General features: G+C 74.0%; 17 protein-coding genes. All 17 read right to left on the bottom strand.

All coding sequences use genetic code 11. From position 1 onward, the window contains the following. Nucleotides 1-2: 2 nt before the first annotated feature. Complete coding sequence (locus ACRYMN_RS06135) at nucleotides 3-2,492, bottom strand: glycoside hydrolase family 16 protein (protein ID WP_432493047.1); 2,490 nt, start codon at nucleotides 2,490-2,492, stop codon at nucleotides 3-5. Continuing rightward, the gene (locus ACRYMN_RS06130; RefSeq protein WP_432493045.1) at nucleotides 2,492-4,963 is read right to left on the bottom strand and encodes a hypothetical protein; all 2,472 of its coding nucleotides are present in this window, start codon (nucleotides 4,961-4,963) and stop codon (nucleotides 2,492-2,494) included. Before ACRYMN_RS06130 ends, ACRYMN_RS06135 begins: the two co-directional genes overlap by 1 nt. A 17-nt stretch (nucleotides 4,964-4,980) precedes the next feature. Further along, nucleotides 4,981-6,174, bottom strand: coding sequence for a hypothetical protein (locus tag ACRYMN_RS06125; protein ID WP_432493043.1), 1,194 nt, complete (start codon nucleotides 6,172-6,174; stop codon nucleotides 4,981-4,983). Nucleotide 6,175: 1 nt separating this feature from the next. Then, nucleotides 6,176-7,225 carry a hypothetical protein gene (locus ACRYMN_RS06120; RefSeq protein WP_432493041.1) on the bottom strand — a complete coding sequence of 350 codons (1,050 nt, stop codon included), beginning with the start codon at nucleotides 7,223-7,225 and terminating at the stop codon, nucleotides 6,176-6,178. A 13-nt stretch (nucleotides 7,226-7,238) separates the two neighbouring features. Then, on the bottom strand, nucleotides 7,239-8,090 hold the full coding sequence (locus ACRYMN_RS06115) for a hypothetical protein (RefSeq protein WP_432493039.1): 852 nt from the start codon (nucleotides 8,088-8,090) through the stop codon (nucleotides 7,239-7,241). Next, the gene (locus ACRYMN_RS06110; protein WP_432493037.1) at nucleotides 8,090-13,051 is read right to left on the bottom strand and encodes a phage tail tape measure protein; all 4,962 of its coding nucleotides are present in this window, start codon (nucleotides 13,049-13,051) and stop codon (nucleotides 8,090-8,092) included. Before ACRYMN_RS06110 ends, ACRYMN_RS06115 begins: the two co-directional genes overlap by 1 nt. A gap of 20 nt (nucleotides 13,052-13,071) precedes the next feature. After that, nucleotides 13,072-13,245 (bottom strand): hypothetical protein, encoded by a 174-nt coding sequence (locus tag ACRYMN_RS06105; RefSeq protein ID WP_432493035.1) that lies wholly within the window; start codon nucleotides 13,243-13,245, stop codon nucleotides 13,072-13,074. Further along, nucleotides 13,242-13,721, bottom strand: a complete 480-nt coding sequence (locus ACRYMN_RS06100; protein ID WP_432493033.1) for a DUF7426 family protein — start codon at nucleotides 13,719-13,721, stop codon at nucleotides 13,242-13,244. The genes ACRYMN_RS06105 and ACRYMN_RS06100 overlap by 4 nt, the downstream gene beginning before the upstream one ends. 103 nt (nucleotides 13,722-13,824) lie before the next feature. Then, a complete protein-coding gene (locus ACRYMN_RS06095) occupies nucleotides 13,825-14,304 on the bottom strand; it encodes a phage tail tube protein (RefSeq protein ID WP_432493031.1) in 480 nt (159 codons plus the stop codon). Next, nucleotides 14,301-14,738 carry a minor capsid protein gene (locus ACRYMN_RS06090; RefSeq protein WP_432493029.1) on the bottom strand — a complete coding sequence of 146 codons (438 nt, stop codon included), beginning with the start codon at nucleotides 14,736-14,738 and terminating at the stop codon, nucleotides 14,301-14,303. Before ACRYMN_RS06090 ends, ACRYMN_RS06095 begins: the two co-directional genes overlap by 4 nt. Beyond that, a complete protein-coding gene (locus ACRYMN_RS06085) occupies nucleotides 14,735-15,073 on the bottom strand; it encodes a hypothetical protein (RefSeq protein ID WP_432493027.1) in 339 nt (112 codons plus the stop codon). Before ACRYMN_RS06085 ends, ACRYMN_RS06090 begins: the two co-directional genes overlap by 4 nt. A gap of 21 nt (nucleotides 15,074-15,094) precedes the next feature. After that, nucleotides 15,095-15,430, bottom strand: coding sequence for a hypothetical protein (locus ACRYMN_RS06080; RefSeq protein ID WP_432493025.1), 336 nt, complete (start codon nucleotides 15,428-15,430; stop codon nucleotides 15,095-15,097). Next, entirely contained in the window at nucleotides 15,427-15,846 is a 420-nt protein-coding gene (locus ACRYMN_RS06075) for a head-tail connector protein (RefSeq protein WP_432493023.1), read from the bottom strand. Before ACRYMN_RS06075 ends, ACRYMN_RS06080 begins: the two co-directional genes overlap by 4 nt. Nucleotides 15,847-16,009: 163 nt before the next feature. Next, the gene (locus tag ACRYMN_RS06070; protein ID WP_432493021.1) at nucleotides 16,010-16,621 is read right to left on the bottom strand and encodes a hypothetical protein; all 612 of its coding nucleotides are present in this window, start codon (nucleotides 16,619-16,621) and stop codon (nucleotides 16,010-16,012) included. Continuing rightward, complete coding sequence (locus tag ACRYMN_RS06065) at nucleotides 16,621-17,598, bottom strand: major capsid protein (protein ID WP_432493019.1); 978 nt, start codon at nucleotides 17,596-17,598, stop codon at nucleotides 16,621-16,623. Before ACRYMN_RS06065 ends, ACRYMN_RS06070 begins: the two co-directional genes overlap by 1 nt. 17 nt (nucleotides 17,599-17,615) lie before the next feature. Further along, nucleotides 17,616-18,353, bottom strand: coding sequence for a hypothetical protein (locus tag ACRYMN_RS06060; RefSeq protein WP_432493017.1), 738 nt, complete (start codon nucleotides 18,351-18,353; stop codon nucleotides 17,616-17,618). Between the two features lie 130 nt (nucleotides 18,354-18,483). Beyond that, nucleotides 18,484-19,578 (bottom strand): phage minor capsid protein, encoded by a 1,095-nt coding sequence (locus tag ACRYMN_RS06055; protein WP_432493015.1) that lies wholly within the window; start codon nucleotides 19,576-19,578, stop codon nucleotides 18,484-18,486. Nucleotides 19,579-19,588 lie beyond the last annotated feature (10 nt).

Below are 19,588 nucleotides of genomic sequence, written 5' to 3'. Positions count from 1 at the left end.
GGTCAGGGGGTGTAGGACCAGGCGGCGACCCAGTCGATCTCGACGGTGCCGGTGGCATCGACAGGGGGAGGGGTGGCGCCGAGGTTCGTCTCGGTCTGCAGGTTCCAGTACATGGGGACCTTGGGGATGGCTCGCGCGTCCGTCGTGGACTGGACCGTGCCGTCGAGGATGAAGCGCAGCACGGTGGGGGTCCACTCGATGACGCACGTGTGCCACGCCGCCATGCTGGTGCCGGTATTGACGAACCACTGGTTGATCGCGGGGTCACCGTCGACCTGGTGTGAGTAGCCCTCGATGGTGCCGCCGAGGCCGCCTTCCGGGAAGTCGATCTCCCCGGACGTCCAGCCGTTGGGCTCCGCTGGCCACAGCAGCCACGCGAGCTTGTAGTCCGGCTGCCCCGCGGGCGTGGTCTGCGAGGCGCGGAAGCGCACCGCGTACCTGCCGTAGGTCTGCGCCCACAGCCCCAGCGCGCCCCACGTGGGGGTCAGCGACGCCACGAGCGGGGTGCCGATCGAAATCCCCGCATCCGGCGCGTCGGCCTCGGTGCGCTTCGTCTTCAGTGACTTCTTCAGGACGCTGCCCGAGACGGACACCGTGTGCGGGGAGGCGTACAGCCCCTGCGTGGCGAGGGGGCGGCCACCGTTCTTGCTGGTGTCGCGGCCCCAGTCCATCGCCCACGCGTCGCCGTAGACCGTCTTGAACGAGCCGAGGGCCGCGTCCCTCGTGAAGTCCTCGGACATGAGCAGTGTCCACCCGGGCAGGGACGCCGTGGGCGCTGCCTGCCCCGACGGTCCTATGGCCGGCGCGGGCGTCGATGGTGGCGCCGGTACCGCGGGTGCGGGGGTGCGCACCGGCTGCCCACCCGTGGTCTGCGTCTTGCCGCCACGCCTGCGGTGCTGTCGCATCTGCGCTCCAGGGTCGGCCAGGGACGCGATCGTGCGTCCCGTCTGCGGGTGGTACGGCTTGGGGGGCACGTCCCCGTTGCCCGCCGAGAGCGGCGTGGTGAGCCCGTAGGGCGGGCCGAAGGAGTACACGGAGCGGGGGACGTCGGTGGCGGCGGACACGCCGTCGTCGTGGTTCCACCACCCCCAGTGGTGCACGCCCCACCCGTCGCGCAGCTTCATGGCGGCGGACCAGGCGAAGGCCATGGCCACCCACGGCCACGCGTCCCCCGAGGAAGGTCCGCGCGTGTTCGGCCGGCCCATGACGCCGATCTCGCACAGGGAGAAGTCCAGCCACCGGGCGGTCGCGGGGTCGAGGGCGGCGTTCAGCTGCACGTTGCCCAGGCCGATGCAGCGGGCGAGGTCGTACCACTTCTGGACGTACCAGTACGTGTCGACGACGCCGGACTCGTTCTTGCCGTAGAACGAGCGCTCGAAGATCTTCCGCCAGCGGGTGATGGCGTCGGCCTGCTGCGCCTGCGTGAGGTCTGTCCAGCTGCACCACTGCCACTCGGTGGTGGTGACCTGCGCGAAGCTGGAGGGCAGGGCGGTGTTGTTCGCCACGCGGGAGCGGAAGAACTGCCCGTACCAGTGGCACATCTCGCCCACCGCGTACTGCTTGGTGATGCGCTCCCCGACGGCGTGCGGGTTGCTCAGGGCGGTGGAGAAGGTGATGTCGTCGCCGTTGACCGCCGAGACGGTGCGGGTCTCGGCGTTCGCGGTGCCGACGCCCACGGTGACGACGTCGCCCACGTCGAGCGGCGCCTGGTAGTCGGTGCGGTCGATCGTGGTGGTGCCGGCCGCGGAGGCGACCTGCAGCGTGACGTTCTTGTGCATCTTGAAGACGGGCAGCACCGAGCCGATGGAGACGACGGAGTAGACGTCCACGGCCATGCCGGTGATGAGCGGGCGGCCCTGCGCGTCCACCCACCCGGGGAAGGCGCGCATCTGGTTCTGGTAGCTGGTGTTCGGCCCGCCGCCGGGGTTCCACCACATCGGCAGGCGCAGCCCACCGGCCGCGCCCTGCTCGATCATGAGGGGGGCGCAGCGGCGGTAGAACTGGAAGGCGTTGTCGGCCTGGGTGTCGGACGTGATGGGCGCCTCGTTGGCGTTGCTGCCCGACTCGCGCGCCAGCCGGATCGGGGCGTACTTCACCCCGGCCGCCACGAGGCGGGCCACCATGTCGAGGGCGTAGTCCTGCAGGTTGTGCCCGTTGATCGCCACGTTGCGCGCGGCGGCGTCCCAGAAGTCCTCCTTCTCCTGGGTGGTGTAGCCCTCGCCGGGGTCGCGCCCGTAGGCGCGCTTCATGTGCTCCTGCAGGGAGAACACGGTGCGGTTCGTCTGGCCCTTGCTGTACTGCGGCTGGTAGCCCGCCTGGTCGCGGCCGTACTCCAGGTGCCACGTTCGGGACCGCTTGACGAACGCCTCGAACGCGGCGACTGCGGGGCCCACGTCCCCGCTGCCGCCGTTGAACCAGGACGTGCCGTCGCCGATGCCGGAGGAGTTGGGGAACGCTCCACCCAGGGGCGGCCAGGCGTCGATCGTGCGCATCACGCCACCTGCTTGAGGCCGGCGGTGGGACCGAACCGCACCGGGCGCACGGTGCCGTTGGTGTTGCTCGAGCCGTTGGCGACGTGCATGCTCCAGCCGGTCGTCTCCGCGCCAGCCGCGCCGAAGAGGGCGTCCACCTGCGCAGCGCTCAAGTCGTAGATGCCGACGAGAGTGGTGCCGGCGTCGCCTGCGTGCAGGCCGGACTCCGCCTCGGCGGTGTACGTGCGCACCACCATGGTTCCGGCGGTGGTTCCGGGCTGGACGTCGAGGAAGACGTCGATGCCGGGGGTGCCGATGCCGGGGATGGTGTAGGAGGACTCATCGGTGGTGCCCTGCCGGTAAAGGGTGCGGTATCCGCCGTTCGCCCCGGCGCCGAAAATGACGTTCGGGGCCTTGGCACCGACCCGGATCGCGGTGTTGAAGATTTCCACGCGGATCATGCGGTTGTTCGTCTGCACCGGGTCCAGGTCGGGCGAAGCGATGAGCCACAAGGCAGCGGAGGTGTCCGGCAGGTAGACCGTCTCGAAGAAGGTGAAGCCGGAGCGCTTGCTGGTGCTCATGGCCAGCTTGGCGATGCGCACACCGATGTTGCTGGCGTTGCCCGAGACGGTGCCGTTGCGCAGCGTCAGTAGGTTGCCGGCGGTGATCTGCGCGGTGGCGCCGTTGTTCTTCGCGCCGACGATGAAGTCGCCGCTGGTGCCGATGTCGGTGTCGGTGCCGGGGTAGGTGGGGGTCGCCAGGGTGTAGCCGGCGGCGGGCGGCGTGGCGACGGTGCCCGCGACGGTCTTGAAGGCGGAGATGCCCGAGCCCCTGCCCGGGATGGTCGCCTCCACCGCGTAGGAGGCGCCGTCGCGGTGGCCGCGCACCATCGCGCCCGTGCCGCGGTAGCCGGAGCCCACCGCGTAGACGTCCTCGCCGTTGCCGGGGTTGCAGTACACGACGTGCGAGAGGGCGGCGGGGCTGCCCAGCGTCCACGTCAGGGTCGCCACCTCGCCCGTCACCGACACCTGCGGGTCCCCCGGCTTGCCCGGTGCGGTGGCCGGCACCGTCCACGCCGCGTCGAGGCGGAAGCGCAGGCACAGCCCCAGCCCACCGGAGGCGGTCGTCACGGCGAACAGCAGGTCGTTCGCCTGCAGCGCGATCTGGGAGGGGAACGGCACCCGGTACGTGCCCACCGGGATCGTCACCGACCCCAACGTCACGAGCGCGCCCGCGCGCCACGCCTGCAGCTGCACCGGCACCGACGCCACCGGCGGAGTGGCCGAGACGTCCGCGCAAACCCACACGCTCATCGCGGCCGGAACGTGCCGGCCCGCGGGCACGAGGTCCACTCCCGCCTCGATCGGGTCGTCCGCCCACGACGTCATCTCCGCGAGGGTGAGCGTGGTGCTGCCACCGGTGACGGTGACGGCGCCGGTCTGCCCGTTGACGGAGGTGACCTGCCCGACGGCGGCAAGCTCCACCCACGCGGAGAGGGTCGCCGGGGTGTCGGCGGTCAGGATGAACGTGCGGCCGACGTCGGTGCGCACGGCAATGTCGCCGCGCTGGGCGGTCAGCGCCAGCATCGCCGCCTGGGAGGCGACGGTGAAGGTGTCGTTGACGGCCAGGGGCGGCAGGGCCGAGCTGGGCACGGTGCCCAGGTCGGCCCAGCCGCCGACCGCGCCGATGGCCGTGCGCGCGGCCGCCTGCGTGCCGGCGCGCACGAGCGCCTTGCCCGTGGTGCCGGCGTCGGTGATCTGGTCGGCGGTGATGGGCCCGCCACCGCCGCCACTGCCACCGCCGCCGCCGAAGTCGGCCGGGTCGATCCACAGGTGCGGGCCGATGCCGGGCTGCGCGACCTCGGGGTTGGTGGACCCGGCGCGGAACTTGGCGGGCACGTACAGGCCCGGGTTGGCCGGGTCCTCGACCATGATCTGGGCATCGTTCTCGGCGGTGGTGACGTAGCCGGACAGGTCCGGCGCCGAACCGCCGCCCAGACCCTCCAGGGCCTGCTGCAGCTCGCCGTCGGTGACGTACCCGTCCAGGTCCACCGTGCCGAGCGCGGCCTGCAGCAGGGCCGTGCGCACGTACTCGGCGACGTAGCCCAGCGAGGCGTACACCACCGGCTGGCCGGGCGGCGCCACCTCCGGCAGCGCGGCCAGGTCGATGCTGCCGCTGCCCTGGCGGCTGACGACGATGTGCCGGGACGTCACCGGCCGCGAGGGCTGGGAGTCCAGGTAGAGCTCCTCGCGGTACGTCGTGCCCTGCGGCCGCAGGCCCTCGGAGTCGTTGGCGACCAGCTGCACCGCGAAGGTGCCGGCCATCCCATCGGTGCCCGAGCGGAAGCGGACCCTGATCGCACGCTCGGGCACGATGACGCCCTCGCTCGTGCGCAGCTCCGCGCTGGGCGTGAAGCGGTACTCCCCCGACAGGGTCGGCTTCTGCGAGGCGTCCAGGACGCGGCCGACGAGCGTGCGGACGGTGACGGGCATCGTGCGGCCTCCAGGGGCTAGTGCTGTTCGAGGGCGGCCAGGCGGCGCTTGGCGGCGACGAGCTCGGTGAGGTAGTCGCGCGGGGGTGGTCCGGCGGTGACGGCGACCTGCTCGCGGCCGGTGGAGTCCAGGGCGAGGGTGAGCTGGGTGACGCGCAGGGCGAGGTCCTCGCGCAGGCGCCCGGAGGTGACGACGACGCGCACGGTGTCGCCGAGCCAGAGGGTGCGCGGGCCCTGCCACAGGCCCAGGCGCAGCGGGAACGTCCAGGACGCGGCGGTGCGGCGCAGCTCGTCGAAGCGCTGGCGGGCCTTGGTGCGCACCTCGGCCTGGGTGGTCAGGTCGGGGTACGCCTCGGCGGCGGACCAGGCGCCCAGCGCGGTGATGGCGTCGGAGTCGGTGAGGGTGACGGGCTCGGTGGGCACGTCGATGACCTCGATGACGGTCTCGCCGGTGGAGGGGTCCACGGTGGTGCGCGGCACCCGCCTGCTGCCGCCGGTGAGCGTGAGGACGTTGGCGTAGGTGGCGGGGTCGAAGCCGCGCGAGATGGTCCCGAACGCGGGCGTGCGCGCCCCTGGGCGGGCCTGGCGGTACTGCAGGGTCAGTCCACCCGGGCCGGTCAGGTCGCGGCCCCTGGTGGGCGCCCACAGCTGCGCGGTGCGATCCCGCCAGCCGGGGCTCACGTCCCAGTCGAAGACGGAGGAGCCGCCCTCGACGCCGCCGGCCAGGGCCTGCAGCTCGCCGAGGATGCTCTGCCCGGCGAGGACGTCGCGCTCGACGGTGGCGCCGTCGGTGAAGTCGGGCACGTCGAAGCCGAGGGAGGTGTACGGGGCGGCCTGCGCCTCGCGCAGCAGGTCGCGCACGGCTCTACCGGCGGGCACGCCCTTGGTCCAGTCGCGGCGGGTGCGGGTGTGCCGGCGGGCGAGGACCCCGCGCAGGTCGGTGCACGACACGGTCAGCGTGTGGGCGGTGTCGTCGATGCTGTCCGCGGTGGAGAGCACCCGCCCGGTGTAGAGGGGCACCCCGTCGCGCAGCAGGTGCACGTCGGTGGCGAGCTCCTCGATGCGCTGGCCGTCGGCGGAGCGCGCGTCGATGGTGAACGTGGCCGTGGACGGCTCGCTCAGGTTGAAGGTGAACGAGCGGGTCGCGGCGGTGGACAGCGGGTGCGTGGGCCGCTGGCCGGCGGGCCCGACGTCCAGGCGCCAGCGGGTCACGTCAGCGGGCCCGGTAGTTGATGCGCAGGGGGGGCAGCGTCGCGGTGGAGGTGCCGTCGGCGCTGGAGCCGCGGCGCAGCTCGAAGCGCAGGTACCCGTCCGGGTCGAGGCGGATGTTGCGCACGTAGGCGGTGCGCCCGTTGCCGGTGGCGGAGTCGGTGAAGGTGAAGGACGCCGCCTCCTCCACGGCGGAGGAGGGCGCCCCGATCGACGTGGCGCCCTGCTCGTTCTCGGTGGCGACCTGTGCGTGCGCGGGGTCGGCGACGGCCAGCGCGGAGAACCCGGAGCGCACGGTGAACTGCACCTCGGAGAACTGGGTGCCCACCAGGGTGGCGAGGGTGTACCAGCTGCTGACGGTCAGCGGGATGGGCGGGTTGGCCACGGACCCGGAGGCGCCCGCGCCGACGCCGCGCCACTGCCCGGCGACGGCCTGGTAGAGCCGCCCCGACTCGGCCTCCTGCACCAGGCGGCCCTCGCCGAGGGCGCTGCCCGTCAGGGCCAGGCGCTGCGCGCGGGTGAGGACCTGCGCGGAGGTGCGCACGGACGCGCCGCCGCCGACGGCCTGCCGGCGCAGGTCGGTGATGTGCTGGGCCTGCACGCTGGCCTGCCCGGCGCTCACGCTGATCCTGGCCAGCTCGATCGTCGAGGGGTACTGGCTGGTCAGCTGCGCGACGCCCTGCAGCACGCGCGGGCGGGTGCGGTTCTCGCCGCCCTCGCGCGCGGTGGCGTCGAGGACCTCGAGCACCACGAGGTCGCTGCGGGTGCCGGTGGCGGGCGCCGGCGGCACCGGCAGGTCCTCCCACGCGGCGCGCATCGCGCAGCGGTAGGCGCCCTGGTCGTCGACGTCGTCGCCGTCGATATAGGCGACGGCCTCGTCGTTGGCGCCGACCTCGATGGTCACGCTCATGTTCGGTCCGTCGGCGCGGGGCACGACGCGGTACTCGCCGGCCGCGACGTCGCGGATGCCCTCGCCGAACAGGTCGGTGATGATGCCGCGGAACTGGCGGGCCGGGGTGTCGAAGTCGTCCAGGAACGAGGTCTCGATGCTCATGCGGGGGCGCTCCTCACAGGGTCGCGGGGCGGAACGTGACGACGGCGCGGGCGCGGCCGGACCACTTGGCGGGGGCGTAGCGCAGCGCGTTGACGCCGCCGGCGAGCTGGAACAGCTCGGAGACGCCGGGCTCCTGCCAGCCCCACACGGACTCCTCGCCGCGCCCGTTCAGCAGCAGGGAGGGGGCGGCGGTGTTGACCTCGACGTACTGGGCGGCGGCCAGCTGCAGGCCGGGCAGGCACACCTCGAGGCCGGTGGTGACGTTGACGAGGCGGGGGCTGGTGCACGGGCCCCACAGCTGGGTGACGTGGTCGGCGTCGGTGTTGTAGACGTCGCCGTTGGCCACGGCCACGGTGCCGGCCAGGGTGGTGCGCGGGAAGCGCACGGGGAAGCGCACGGGCAGGCGGATGCCGGGCTCGGGGATGCCGCCGGCGGGGACCTCCACGACGCTCTCCTCGGCGGCGTAGAGCACCCCGGAGGGGCAGGACCAGGTGGCGGTCAGCTCCCGGCCCAGGGAGCCCGTCAGGGGCGCGGTGGCGCCCTCCCCGCGCAGGTCCGCGCGGCGCTCGACGCCGTCGCCCTCGTGCCAGACGAGGGTGGGTCGGCGCGCCGGGTGGCAGTAGGCGCGCACCCGCTCCACGAGCTCGCGGCGCGAGGTGGTCGCGGTGCCCATCACGAGGGCCTGCACGGTGACGGCTCGGGCCCCGAACAGGGCCGTGTCGTCGTGCTGGCCGTTGGCGTTCGGGCGGTCCTCGGCGTTCACGCGCACGACGGGGAACCCGGGGTCGATCGTGACGGCGGAGAACCCGTGCTCGGCGTCCAGAAGCAGCACGCCGAGCACGGGGTCCTCGAGGCGGGCGGGCACTACACGCCCACGGAGCTGAGAGCGCCCCGCAGCTCGAGGCGCTGCTGGCGGGCGACGACGGCGGCCATGGACGCATCGGTGACGGTGAACTCGTTGCGCATGTTCACCTCCACCTTGGTCGGGGTCACGGTCAGGGCGCCGGGTCGCACGCTGCGCCCGCCGCGGGGCACGGTGATGCCGGGGTCAGCGGCGCCCGTGCGGGGCAGGCCGCCGCGCGTGGGCGCCCCGTAGGCCGCGCCAGCGGCGCTCACACCCAGCCCTCGCGCGGCCTTCTCGAGCTGGCCCTGCACGGCGTTGAGCTGGCCCACGAGGGTGGAGCCGCCGGCGAGGATCGACTCGGCCAGCTGCGAGCCCTGCCCGGGGCCGGCGTCGAGGACCTGGTCGATGAGGGACTGCGACAGGCCCAGCTTGCGCAGCTGCTCGATGGAGCGGGAGAAGCCCTGCACCGCGGTCAGCTGGCGGGTCAGGGACTCCACGAGCGTCTGCCCGGTGTTGGCCAGCGGCACGGAGGACTCGGCGAGCTTGCGGGCCTCGGAGGCGGAGAACCCGTAGGAGCGGGCGAGCTCCTCCACCTGCGCGCGGGTCGCGCTCAAGGTGCCGGAGACGGTGGCGTAGGAGGCGCCCATGGCCTGCTGGGTCTGCGCGACCTTGGCGCCCGCGGAGGCGACCGCGTCGAGGGCGCCCTGCAGGTCGTCGGCCTCGCGGGCCTGCCGGGCCTGCGCGACCGCCGCGTCATAGGCCTGCCGCGCGTACTGCGCATCACGCGGCTGGTCGGCGCCAGTGAACAGGCCGGTGATGCCCGCCCCCGAGGTGGCGGTCTGCGCGATGCGCTGCGCGTAGGCGAGGGCCTCGGCCTTGGCGGCGTTCAGGGCCTCGAGGGCTGCGCGCTCGCGCTCGGTGGCCTGCTCGCTGGTGACGCGGATCGACGCGGTGCGGGACTCGGCGTCGGCGAGGGCGCCGGCCGCGCGGGCGGCCAGCTCCTGCTCGCTGGTGAGGATGCGCTGAGTGACGATGACGCCCTGCGTGGTGCGGCGCACCTCGCTGCGGGCCTGCTCGAGCTCGGCCTCGACCTCGGCGACGCGCTTGCCCTGGTCCTCGCGGACCTCGGCGAGGCGCTCCTCGGCGGAGGTGATGCCCTCGGCGTTGTCGGCCTTGCCCTTGGCCTTGTCGAGGGCCTTCTGGGCGTCGGCGATGGCCTCGGCCTGCGCCTCCTTGGCCTTGGTGAGGCGCTCCTCGATGCCGGTCTGCCGCTCGGTGGCGGACTCCGCCTCGCGGCGCGCGGAGCTGGCGGAGGTCTCGGCGTTGCGCAGCCGGTCGGTGGCCTGCTCGTCGCTGGTCTTGGCCAGGGCGAGGGCGGCCTCGGCCATGGCCAGGCGGGAGGCCCACTGCACGGCGTCGAAGCTGGCGGCGCGGGCGTCGCTGTCGTCCACGCGGGTGCGGGCGGGGGCGATGGCGCCGGTGAGGTAGCGCGGCAGGTCGTACCCGCCGACACTGCGCCCACCCGCTGTGACCGTACCACCGGCGGCGTACCCGCGGACCGCGGCGCGCAAGCCCTCGACGGCGCCGTGCCCACCGGCGGCCTGCACCTCGCGCGCGGTCCAGACGTGCTCGCCCTGCGACAGGCTCGCGCGGATGCTGTCGGAGGTTCCCGTGCCGGGGCCGAGCACGGGGCCGCCGTTGCGGAACGCCCAGTGGACGTGGTCGAAGTGGTCGGCGCGGACCTTGCCGGTGTAGTAGTGCGGGCGCCCGTTCTTGATCTGCCGGTTCCCCGCCGGGGAGAAGATGATCTCCTTGGAGGTGGCGCCGAAGTTCTCGAGCAGCCAGTTGAACACGTCCATGCGGGGGGGCACGTCGACAGCTCGCCCGCGCGCGTGGTAGCTCAGGTTGCCGCTCGAGGTGACGGCGCCGCGGCGGAACCCGGAGTTCAGGTGCAGGCCAGGGAAGATCTGCCGCAGGGTGGCGATCTGCCACTGCCAGCCCTGCCCGCCGCTACCAGCGCCCAGGGGGCCGGTGTACGCGCCGGGCGAGTCCGCGGACTCCGCGGCCGCGCGCAGGGCCGCGTCGATCGCGTCCTGCGCCTGCTGGGCGACGCCGGCGAACGAGCGCAGCACGGAGTTGTGGGCGTCGTTCACGGAGCGCGCGGAGGGCATCTTGATGGTGGTGGTGTCGCCCACCGCGCCACCGAGCGCGAACGCCGGCAGCTCCCCCGCCAGGGCCGCGCGGCGCAGCTGGTGCACGCGGTCCTGTCCCCCGGCCGCTGTGACCTCCGCGGCGGTCCACACGTGCTCGCCGTTGGACAGGCGCGCGTCGATGCTGTCGGAGGTCGCGGTGCCAGCGCCCCACACGGGCCCGCCCTGCGCGCGGGAGGCGACCTGCCCGCCGTTGCCGCCGGCGCCCGTGGCGGCCGGGCGGCCCCCGACGATGTCCGGGGTGACGCCCGTGAGCATCGCCTTGATCGTGACGGTGCGGTCCTTGATGTTCCGGATCTCGGCGTTCAAGTCCTCGACCTGCCCGCGCACCGCGTCGGCGGTGCCGCGGTCGGACACGATCGTGTCCACCGCGCCGGGGACCAGCCCGTAGGACGTCGTCAGCCGGTCCGCGGCCTCCCGGGTGAGGCCCAGCTGCATGAGCTGCTGCACGAGCGCGTCACGGCCCTCGCGGAAGCGCCCAGAGAGCTCCTCCTGCGACTGCCCCAGCAGCTGCCCCTGCTGGGCCTGGTCGAGCATCGCCGCGGCGACCCCGCGCAGGCGCCCGTCGAGCTCCCGGCCGGCCTCGGTGGACAGGTCCACGGTGCCGGTCAAGCGGTCCACGGCGCCCTGGGTGGCCTGGGCGTGGGTGGCGACGTCGTCGAGGCCGCGGCCCAGCGCCATGGTGGCGTCGGAGAACCTCGCCTGCGCCATGGCGGGGATGGCCATGGCGTCGAAGCGCTCCTGCGCTGCGTCCACGGCCGGCAGGACGTTCGCGCGGATGCCGTCGGCGGCGAGCTCGGAGGCGGCCCCCACGGCGTCCATGGACGTGGAGAAGGTGACGCCGAGCTGGGCGAGGTTGCGGGCGGTCTCGTCGGCCTGGGCGTTGTCGGTGAACGGCAGGTCGCCCCAGGCCCGGTTGGCGGCCGCGGCGAAGCCGATGACCTGCAGGCCCAGCTCGCGCATGGCCGGCGTCCAGGCGGCCAGGACGTCGAGGCCGTCGGCGGTACCGGTCGCCACGACCCGCACGAACTCGAGGAACCCGCGGGAGGCGTCGAAGGCGAACTCGGTGACGGCCGCCCGGTTGGCGCTGACCCAGTCCGCGGCGCGGCCCAGCTCGGGGCCGAACGCTGCGGCGAGAGCGCCCTGCACGCCCTGCGCGGCGGTGTCGATGGCCCGGCGGGCGGTCTCGATCTGCCCGGCGGTGTTGGTGCCGATGTCCGCCATGGCCTGCTCGATGGCCCCGGCGGTCGCCCCGAACTCCTCGCGGGCGCTGGAGAGGTCCATGGCGTACAGGGCCTGCCCGAGGTCCTCGGCCTGGGTGCCGAAGAGGCCCACGGCGATGGCGGCCCGCTCGGAGGGGTCCTCGACCTCGCGCAGGCGGTCGAGGGTCTCGTCGAGCGCGGCCGCGGCGGAGTCTCCGCCGGCGGCGATGCGCTGCTGCATCTGCTGCGCGGACAGGCCCAGCGCGTCGAAGCTGCCGACGGTCAGCTCGGAGCCGTCGATGGCCCTGATGCTGAACTCCTTGAGGGCGTCCGCGGCGATGTCCACGTCACGCGCACCGGCGCGCACTGCCTGTTGGATGAGACCGAAGGAGGCGGTGCCGTCCAGGCCGAGCTTGCGGAACTGGGTGCCGTACTCGTCGATGGTGTCGAGGAGGTCCTCGGCGACGTTCAGGCCGTTCTGCTGCGCCCGGGTGATGAGGTCGAAGGCACCGGTCGCGTCGGCGACCAGGCCCACGCGGATGGCCTGCCCGGCGGAGCGGGCTACCGCCGGAACCTCCTCGCCGAGGACCTGCGCGACGGTCTGCAGCTCGTTGACCAGCCCGGTGATCTGCGCCTGCGTGGCGTCCCCGCCGAGCAGGCCGGAGCCGAGAGCTTGACGGGCCGCCTCCAGGTTGTCCTCGACGGAGGCGCCGAAGTTCTGGGCGTAGGACTCCCCCGCGGCGCGGGCGAAGCGGCCCACGCTGGCCGGGTCCAGGCCCGTCTGGGCGGTGAACAGGCCCCGGGAGGCCTCCTGCTCCATGCCGCCCTGGATGGCCTTCCACAGCAGCGCGCCCGGGGCCAGGCCCGCGACGAGGGACACCGCGCCGAGGACGGCCTGCACGATGGGGCCCGTCTTGGAGCCGACCTCGGCGACCCCGTCGGACAGGCCCTCGGTGATGCCCTGCCCGGCTTCCTCGCCGGCGTCGTGGGCCTCGTCGGCGACGTCCTGCCCCAGGCGGCGCAGCGCGGCGCGCACCTCGTCGGTGTCGACGTCCACGCGCAGGCGCCCGTCGGGCAGCTCACGCACCGCGGCGCGCACCTCGGACAGCTGCGCGATGGCCTGCTCGGCGGAGGTGCGCACCGCGATGTCCGGGGACTGCGCGGCGACCTGACGCAGGTCCGCCAGCAGCTCACCGATCTGCCGCTGCGCCTGCTCAGCGTCCAGGTCCACGCCGATCTCCTGGGACTGCAGCTGCGCCAGGCGCCGGCGCACGTCGGCCAGGCCGCGATCCACGGAGGAGGTGTCGGTGCCGACCTCGATGTCGGGCAGGGACCGCGACGCCATGGTGATGCGCTGGCGCAGCAGGGAATGCAGCTGCTGGCCCAGCTGCGCGGCCAGCGCGGTGGACAGCGCCCCTCCGGCCTGCGCGCCCACGCGCTGCGCGGCCTGCGAGGCACCGGAGCCGGCGCGGGCCACGGTCTGCGGCAGGGACTGCAGGGTGCGCACCAGCTGGCTGTCGTCGGCGCCGATGAGGTACTCGATGGAGCCTGCGACGGCGGCAGTGGCCACGGGTCAGTCCTTCCCGGACGTCAGGGGTCAAGGGCCCGCGCGAGGCGGGTGTCGGCGTCGAGCAGGCCCGCGATGCGCACCGTCAGCCACCGCCAGGAGCGGGTGTCCAGGCAGCCGTCGGCGAGGTCGATGCCGCGGTCCTGCAGGTCGTTCTCGATGGCCTGCCAGTGCGCCAGCAGCACCGGCCACGTCACGAGCTCGCGCGCGGGGCCTTCCGGCTGGTGGCTTTGCGGGTACTCGTACCACTCGTAGAGGCCCGTGAGCGGGTCCTGCTCGCCGCGCCCGTACTGCTCGAGGGGCGCTTGGCGGTGGAGGCCGCCGGGCTCGCTTCCCCCTGGGCATCACCCCAGGAGGTCCACAGCTTCTCGGCGGCGGCGGGGCCGTTGGTGTGCCAGGTGATGAGGAAGGAGAACGTGCGGTCGACCTCCTCGGAGGTGCAGCCGTCGAGGACCATCTGCCGCAGCGTCTGGTGCCCGAGCAGCTCGTGGCGCAGGTTGGGCCGCTCGCTGCCCTCGAAGAACTCGGCGGAGTCGTCGGTGCCGTTCATGAGGTCCACCAGCAGCAGCCCGATGCGGGCCGGGATGGAGCGGGGGAAGGCGTAGGCGGTGCCGCCGATGGTGCGGGTGATCGGCTGCTGCTCGGCGAGCATCTGCCGCAGGTCGTCGCTCACGGGTCCTGGTCTCCTCGGTGGGGGTGCCTGCTGTCGTGGTGGGTGGGGGCCCGGCCCCCGACGGATGCGCGTTCACGTCGGGGGCCGGGCGCTCAGGGCGCCGTCAGGGGGTGGTGACGGGCGCGCTGTCGGCCGGGTTGGTGATGGGCACCAGGCGGCCGTCGCCGGAGAGGGTGAACGTGGCGGAGTCCAGCGCGTCGGTGCCACCGCCGGCCGGGGCGTACTGCGCCAGGGCGACGCCCTGGTAGGCCTCGGGCTCGCCGTTGCGGTCGTAGATGCGCACGCGCACGCGCGCGGCGCCGCCGAACGCGATGGCCGCGGCACGCACGGCCTCCTGGGCGGGGTCGCGCAGGTCGTCGTCGTCGTCCTTGACGATGTTCGCGGTGATGGCCAGGGACCACCGCTGCATCGTCTTTTCGGAGGTGCCCCACCCGTCGTTGTCGTAGGTGGAGGCGTCCTGCACGGTCGGCTCGGACGGGTTGAACGTCAGGGCGGTGATGCCCTTGAACTGCTCCCAGTCGGGGGTGCTGGTGGTGCTGGTGTCGATGTCGACGCGGAAGCGGCGGGCCAGGAGGGTGCTCACGAGGTTCTCCACAGGGTCGGTCGGTCGAGGGTCAGGTGGTAGGAGGAGGAGGCCTCCCACCGGCCCGAGGCGTCCGGTCCCATCGGGATGGCGGAACGGCGGGCGATGGTGGCGACGTGCAGGCCGCCGAGGTGCAGGTGCTGCGCGCCGTGCAGCAGGTCGAAGACGGCCTCGTCGCGGGCCTGCGCGTCGCGCGGGTCTCCGCCGAGGGGGCCCCTGCAGCGCACCTGCACGCCGAGGACCGACACGGCGGTGACGACGTCGTCGGTGACGGGGTACGGGGTCAGGACGACCACGCGGTCGGGGGCCTGCCCCGCCTCGTAGAACCTGACGCCGACCTCGTCGGCGGAGTAGACACCGGAGGCCCGGTAGGTGGCGACGCCGTGCTCGGCGAGCAGCACAGCCAGGTCGGTGAGGACCGCCAGGGTGCTCACGACTCACCCGCCCGGGACTGCTCGGCGATGATGGCCAGGCCGGTGGCCTTGTTCTCCTCGACGGCCAGCTCGAGGTACTTGGCCCGCCGGCCCTCATCGTGCCGCCAGGTCAGCTCCTCGTGCTGGCTGGTGGCGTAGGGGTTGTTGAAGCGCACGGCGTAGCGGCCGGGGCTGACCTCGACGACCTCGCCGGAACGCTCGAGGGTGCCCTCCTCGATGGGGACGCCGGCGCGGGCCCGCTCGAGGAAGAACTCGGCGGCCAGGCGGGCGCCGGGGTCCGTGGCGCCGAGCACCTCGGCGATGGCCTGGCGGTTCTCGGTGATGCGGAACGCCACGACGGCCTCCTCGCGGGACGCTCAGGCGAGCGTGATCTGGGCATGGTCGGGCAGGTGAAGCGGGCCCGAGGTGTGCACGGCCAGGGACAGCACGTGCGTGGCCCGCTGCAGCGGGGTGCCGCGGTGCACGGTCACCTTCGACTCGGGGGTGAAGCGCTCCCCGTCCTGCACGCTGCAGTGGAACGTCGCCGAGGAGACGACCTCGTCGCCGCCCGCGCCGCGCACCAGGGAGCGGCGCTCGTCGAGGAACCCGAGCACCGGGGTGGGTGCCTCGTCCCACGTCGCGCCCCACGCGCCCTCGCCCTGGTACGTCTGGACGTGGACGGTGTGCACGAAGAACTCCGCCAGCTCGCTCACCAGACGGCCACCTGGGCCGTGAGCAGGCCGGCGTGCGCGAGCAGGCGCGCAGCCTCGTCGCACAGGGTGGTGGCGGAGCGGGCCGCGGCCTCCGCGGTGGAGGCGTAGACGGCGTACTGCACGGAGGCGCCGCCGATGCTCTTGGAGGAGGCCTGCGGGGCCACGCCGGCGGCGCCCTTGGCGGGGTCGATGCCGAGGGCGAGCCACGCGGCCACCTGCGCGCAGGTGGCGTCCCGCAGGGCGTCGCTCGTGGCCTGCACGAGCGGTGTCCCGTCGGGGCGCGTGGGGTAGACCGCGGCGCGGGTGGCGTCGGTGACGAGCAGGGACGCGGAGCGCAGCAGGCGTTCCGCGTTGCGGGGCAGCTCGCCGTCGTCGAGCCAGCCGAGGAGGTCGTTGGTGCTGGCGTGCAGTTGCACGGGTCACCTCCGGTGCGAGGGGGTGGGTGGGCGGGTCGAGCAGGACGCGGTCGCGGGGGAGGCAGGACCCCGCGTGGGACTCCCCTACCGGCCTTCGATCACCAGCGGTGCACGAGAGTCACCGCTGGTGCGGCGTTGACTCGACCCGCCCGGCTCGGGGGCGTCAGACGCCGTACAGCTCGCGCAGCGCGTCGCGCGTGAGGCCGTCGATGTCCTCGGCGGTGGCGCCGTGCTCGAGGGCGTAGGTGGCCCACGCCTCCCGGGAGGCGTTGCCCTTGGGCAGCCCGGACGTCTCCCCGGCCGCGTCCAGGGTCGCGGCGCCGACGTTGCGCTGGCGCACCAGCACGTCCTCGGCCAGGCCGGACTCCTTGGCCTGCTGCGCGTCGAGGTCCTCGAAGACGGGACCGGGCGCGATGGGCAGGGACTCGATCGCGTGGATGCCGGGGGCGACGACGCTGGAGCCGTGGGGGTTGTCCTGCCCGGCGTTGACGGGGGGCAGGAAGTCCACGGGCTGCGGGTCGACGGCGCCGTCGCGGGTGCGGGTGCCCACCTGGGTGCGCTCGACGTCGCGGGGGTCGGCGGGCTCGGCGGAGACGGGCGCCGGCGCCGAGGGCGAGCTGCCGTCGAGGCCGTACCCGGCGGCCTCGAGGTATGCGCGGGCGCCGGCGGGCAGGTCCCCGTCGTGTTCGGCGACGCCGTCGGCGAAGACCAGGGCCAGCGGCCCCAGCTGGGTGGTGCCGGTGTACCCCTCGACGGGGGCGGTGATGCGCGTCATCACTGGACCTTGATGTTGCGCGCGACGGCTGCCGCCTTGGTGGCCTTCAGGGCGGTGGCCACCGGGCCCATCTCGACCTCGCCGGTCTTCACGGCGCCGGGGGTGGTGAAGTCGGGCAGGGCCTGGAAGACGAGCGGGGAGCCCACGGTGGTCACGCCGTGGAAGCCGTCGAGGCCGAAGCGCACCGCGTACAGGGCGGTGGAGCCGGCCACGAGGGGGCCCGCGCCGTCGGGGTCGGCGGCGTTGACGGGGATGACCTCGGCGGCCAGGCCGGCCTTGGAGCCGGCGTCGATGAGGCGCGCGGAGCCGTAGGACTCCACGTAGGTGTCGCGCGGGCCGGGCTCGCGCACGTACATGCTGGTCAGGCGGGCCGCGGCGCGGATGATGTTGATGAGGCGCTTGTTGGCGATGAGCGCGGTGGCCGGGCCGTCGAGCTGGCCGAGGAGGTCGTCGACGACGGACAGGACGCGGAACGCCCACGTCTGGTCCTGGGTGCCGGTCAGGTCGATCGCGATGGTGTTCTCCGTGGAGGAGCCGGCCAGGGCCTTGGACAGGCCGTCGAAGCTGTTGGCCACGGTCGCGGAGTCGCCGTTGATGACGGTGTCCCCGAACAGGGCCTGCACGGCCTTGATCTTCTGGGAGAGGTTCAGGGCGACGGCCCCGGAGGCGGCCGGGCCCACGCGGGCCAGGACGCGGTCGATCTGGAAGGTGCCGCCGAGGACCTTCAGGTCGACGTTGTACTGCTGGGTGGTGACCTCGCTGGGCGCGTACTCGGTGTTGATCGCGCGGAACGCGGCCGCCGAGGGCGTCACGAGGCGCCGGTACCCGTAGGTCAGGGTGGCGCCGCCGCCGGCGGGGTTGACGGCGTCGTCGTAGGTGAGCAGGTCCATGATCTGGTTGACGCGGAACTCGTCGATGACCGACACGTCGAGGTCGGTCTGCGCGTTCTGCTGGGCCTGGGCGAGGGTCACGGGCATGGGTTACGTCTCCTGGTTCAGGCCGTGCCGTAGGTGGCGCGGACGGATTCGTCGAGGGACCTCGGGGTGCGCTTGGTCGACTCCCCGGAGCCGGCGGCCCCGTGGTCGACGCTGCTCGCGCCCGGCGCCCGGCCGGCCTTGAGCTTGGGGTTCGCGCCGACCGCGGCCTGGATGGCTGCGGTGATGGCGCCGCCGTCGCTGGGGTCGATGTCCGCCAGGGACTCGACGAAGCGGCGGGAGTCGAGGAGGGCGTCGGGGTCGGCGCCCGCGGTGCCGGCGGTGCGGTAGACGGCCAGCTCGATGGCGGCCTGCCGGGCGGCCTGCTGGGAGGCGGTGAGCTGCTCGGTCAGCTGGGCCGGGTCGGGCGCGTCGGCCTGGTCGCCGGGCAGCTCGATGCCGGCGGCCTTGGCGAACTGGCGCACGAGCTCCTGCTGGCCGGTGCGGCGGGAGGCGTTCTCGGAGCGCAGGTCGCGGATCATCTTCTGCGCGTCGGCGGGCAGGGACTCGACCTTGCCGTCCCACGCGGGCGCCGGCGCGGGCTGTGGGGCGGGCTGCGGGGCGGGCGCCGGCGCGGGGCTGGGCGCCGGGGCCGGGGCCGGGTCTGCCCCGGCAGGCGCCGGGTCGCCGCCGGCCTCACCGCCGGCCTCCATGCGCAGGTCACCGAACTGGGCGCGGTGGAAGGCGAGGAGGCGCTCGATGCCGCCGGGCGCGGTGGGGTCGATGCCGTGGAGCGTGCGCGGGGTCTGCTGGGGCATGAGGCGTCCCTCCTGGGGGCGTCAGGGGTGGGTGAAGCGCCCGGCGCCAGGCCGGGACAAGGGGGTGATGAGTTCCTCGGTCACCTGCGAGGAGGTGACCCAGGAGTAGAACGTCAGGTAGTACGCGAGGTCAGGTTGCGCCAGTCGGTCGCTCGCGCCTGCGCAGCCGCTTGAGGTCGTTCTCGTCGACGTGCTCGGCGAGGGCCGCGGACCACTGGCGGGTCTTCACGCGGGCGCGGGCGGCCGCCTCAGGGGTCAGCGCGAGGGCCTCGCGGCGCTTCCACTCCCGCAGGCGCCGCTCCATGGCCCGCTGCCGCTGCGCCGCCTCGTACCCGTCCGGGTCGCTCCTGGGCCGCTGCAGCGGCGTCGCACCCGGCAGGTACGCGGAGACGGAGTGCCGGCAGTTCGGGTGCTGGAAGCCGTCCGCGCGGGCCTGCTCGAGGGAGCCGGCCACCCGCACGCGCACGCTCGCGCGGGAGGTCACGGAGCGGGTCACGACGTCGCCGACCATGCGCCCCGACGTGGAGAGCACCTTGCCCTCCCACGGGCGGCACAGCGGGCACTCCCGGGGCGCGTCGGAGACCACGACCAGGTCCAGGCCCGCGGCGGACAGGGAGTCGACGTGCCCTTGCACCGCGGCCTGCCCGGTCGCGGTGCGCGTGGCCATCTCGACGTAGCTGGTCAGGGCCCACCGGCGCCCGGAGCGGTCCACGAACGAGCCGACGCCGTTGGCGGTGAGGCGGTCCAGGACGTGCTGGGAGGCCTGCAGGCGCGTCACCTTCCCGCCGGTGACCTCGGCGGCGCCGGCCTGCACCGCCTCGACGTAGGCGGCGGTCAGGACCTGCGGCAGGCGCCGCACCGCCTCGCGGGCGTTCGCTGCGGCCGGTGCCGCGGCGGCCGCTGCCGCGCCGACGGGGTCGGCGAGCACGACGGCCGGCACGTCGGCGTCGTCGAGGTCCTGCACCGCCAGGCCCGCGCCGAGGTTGTACGCCTCGAGGACGACCTGCTGGATGCCCGCGACGACCTGCTGGTCGAAGGTGCGGACCCCGCGCTGCAGGTCCAGGCGCAGCTGCTGCACCTGCGCCAGGCGGGTCAGGGTCCACGTCTCGTCGTCGCCCTCGCGCAGGCGCTGCGCGAGCAGGCGCAGCAGGGCCAGCTCGGCGTCGGCGACGATCGCGGCGACTCGAGCGGCGAGGGACTCCCCGACCCCGGGGTCGACGGGCACGGGCGTCAGC

The organism is Kineococcus gypseus, assembly GCF_050871305.1.
GTDB lineage: Bacteria > Actinomycetota > Actinomycetes > Actinomycetales > Kineococcaceae > Kineococcus > Kineococcus gypseus.
The sequence above is the reverse complement of the archived record's forward strand: the minus strand, read 5'-3'. Positions and strand labels throughout refer to the sequence as shown.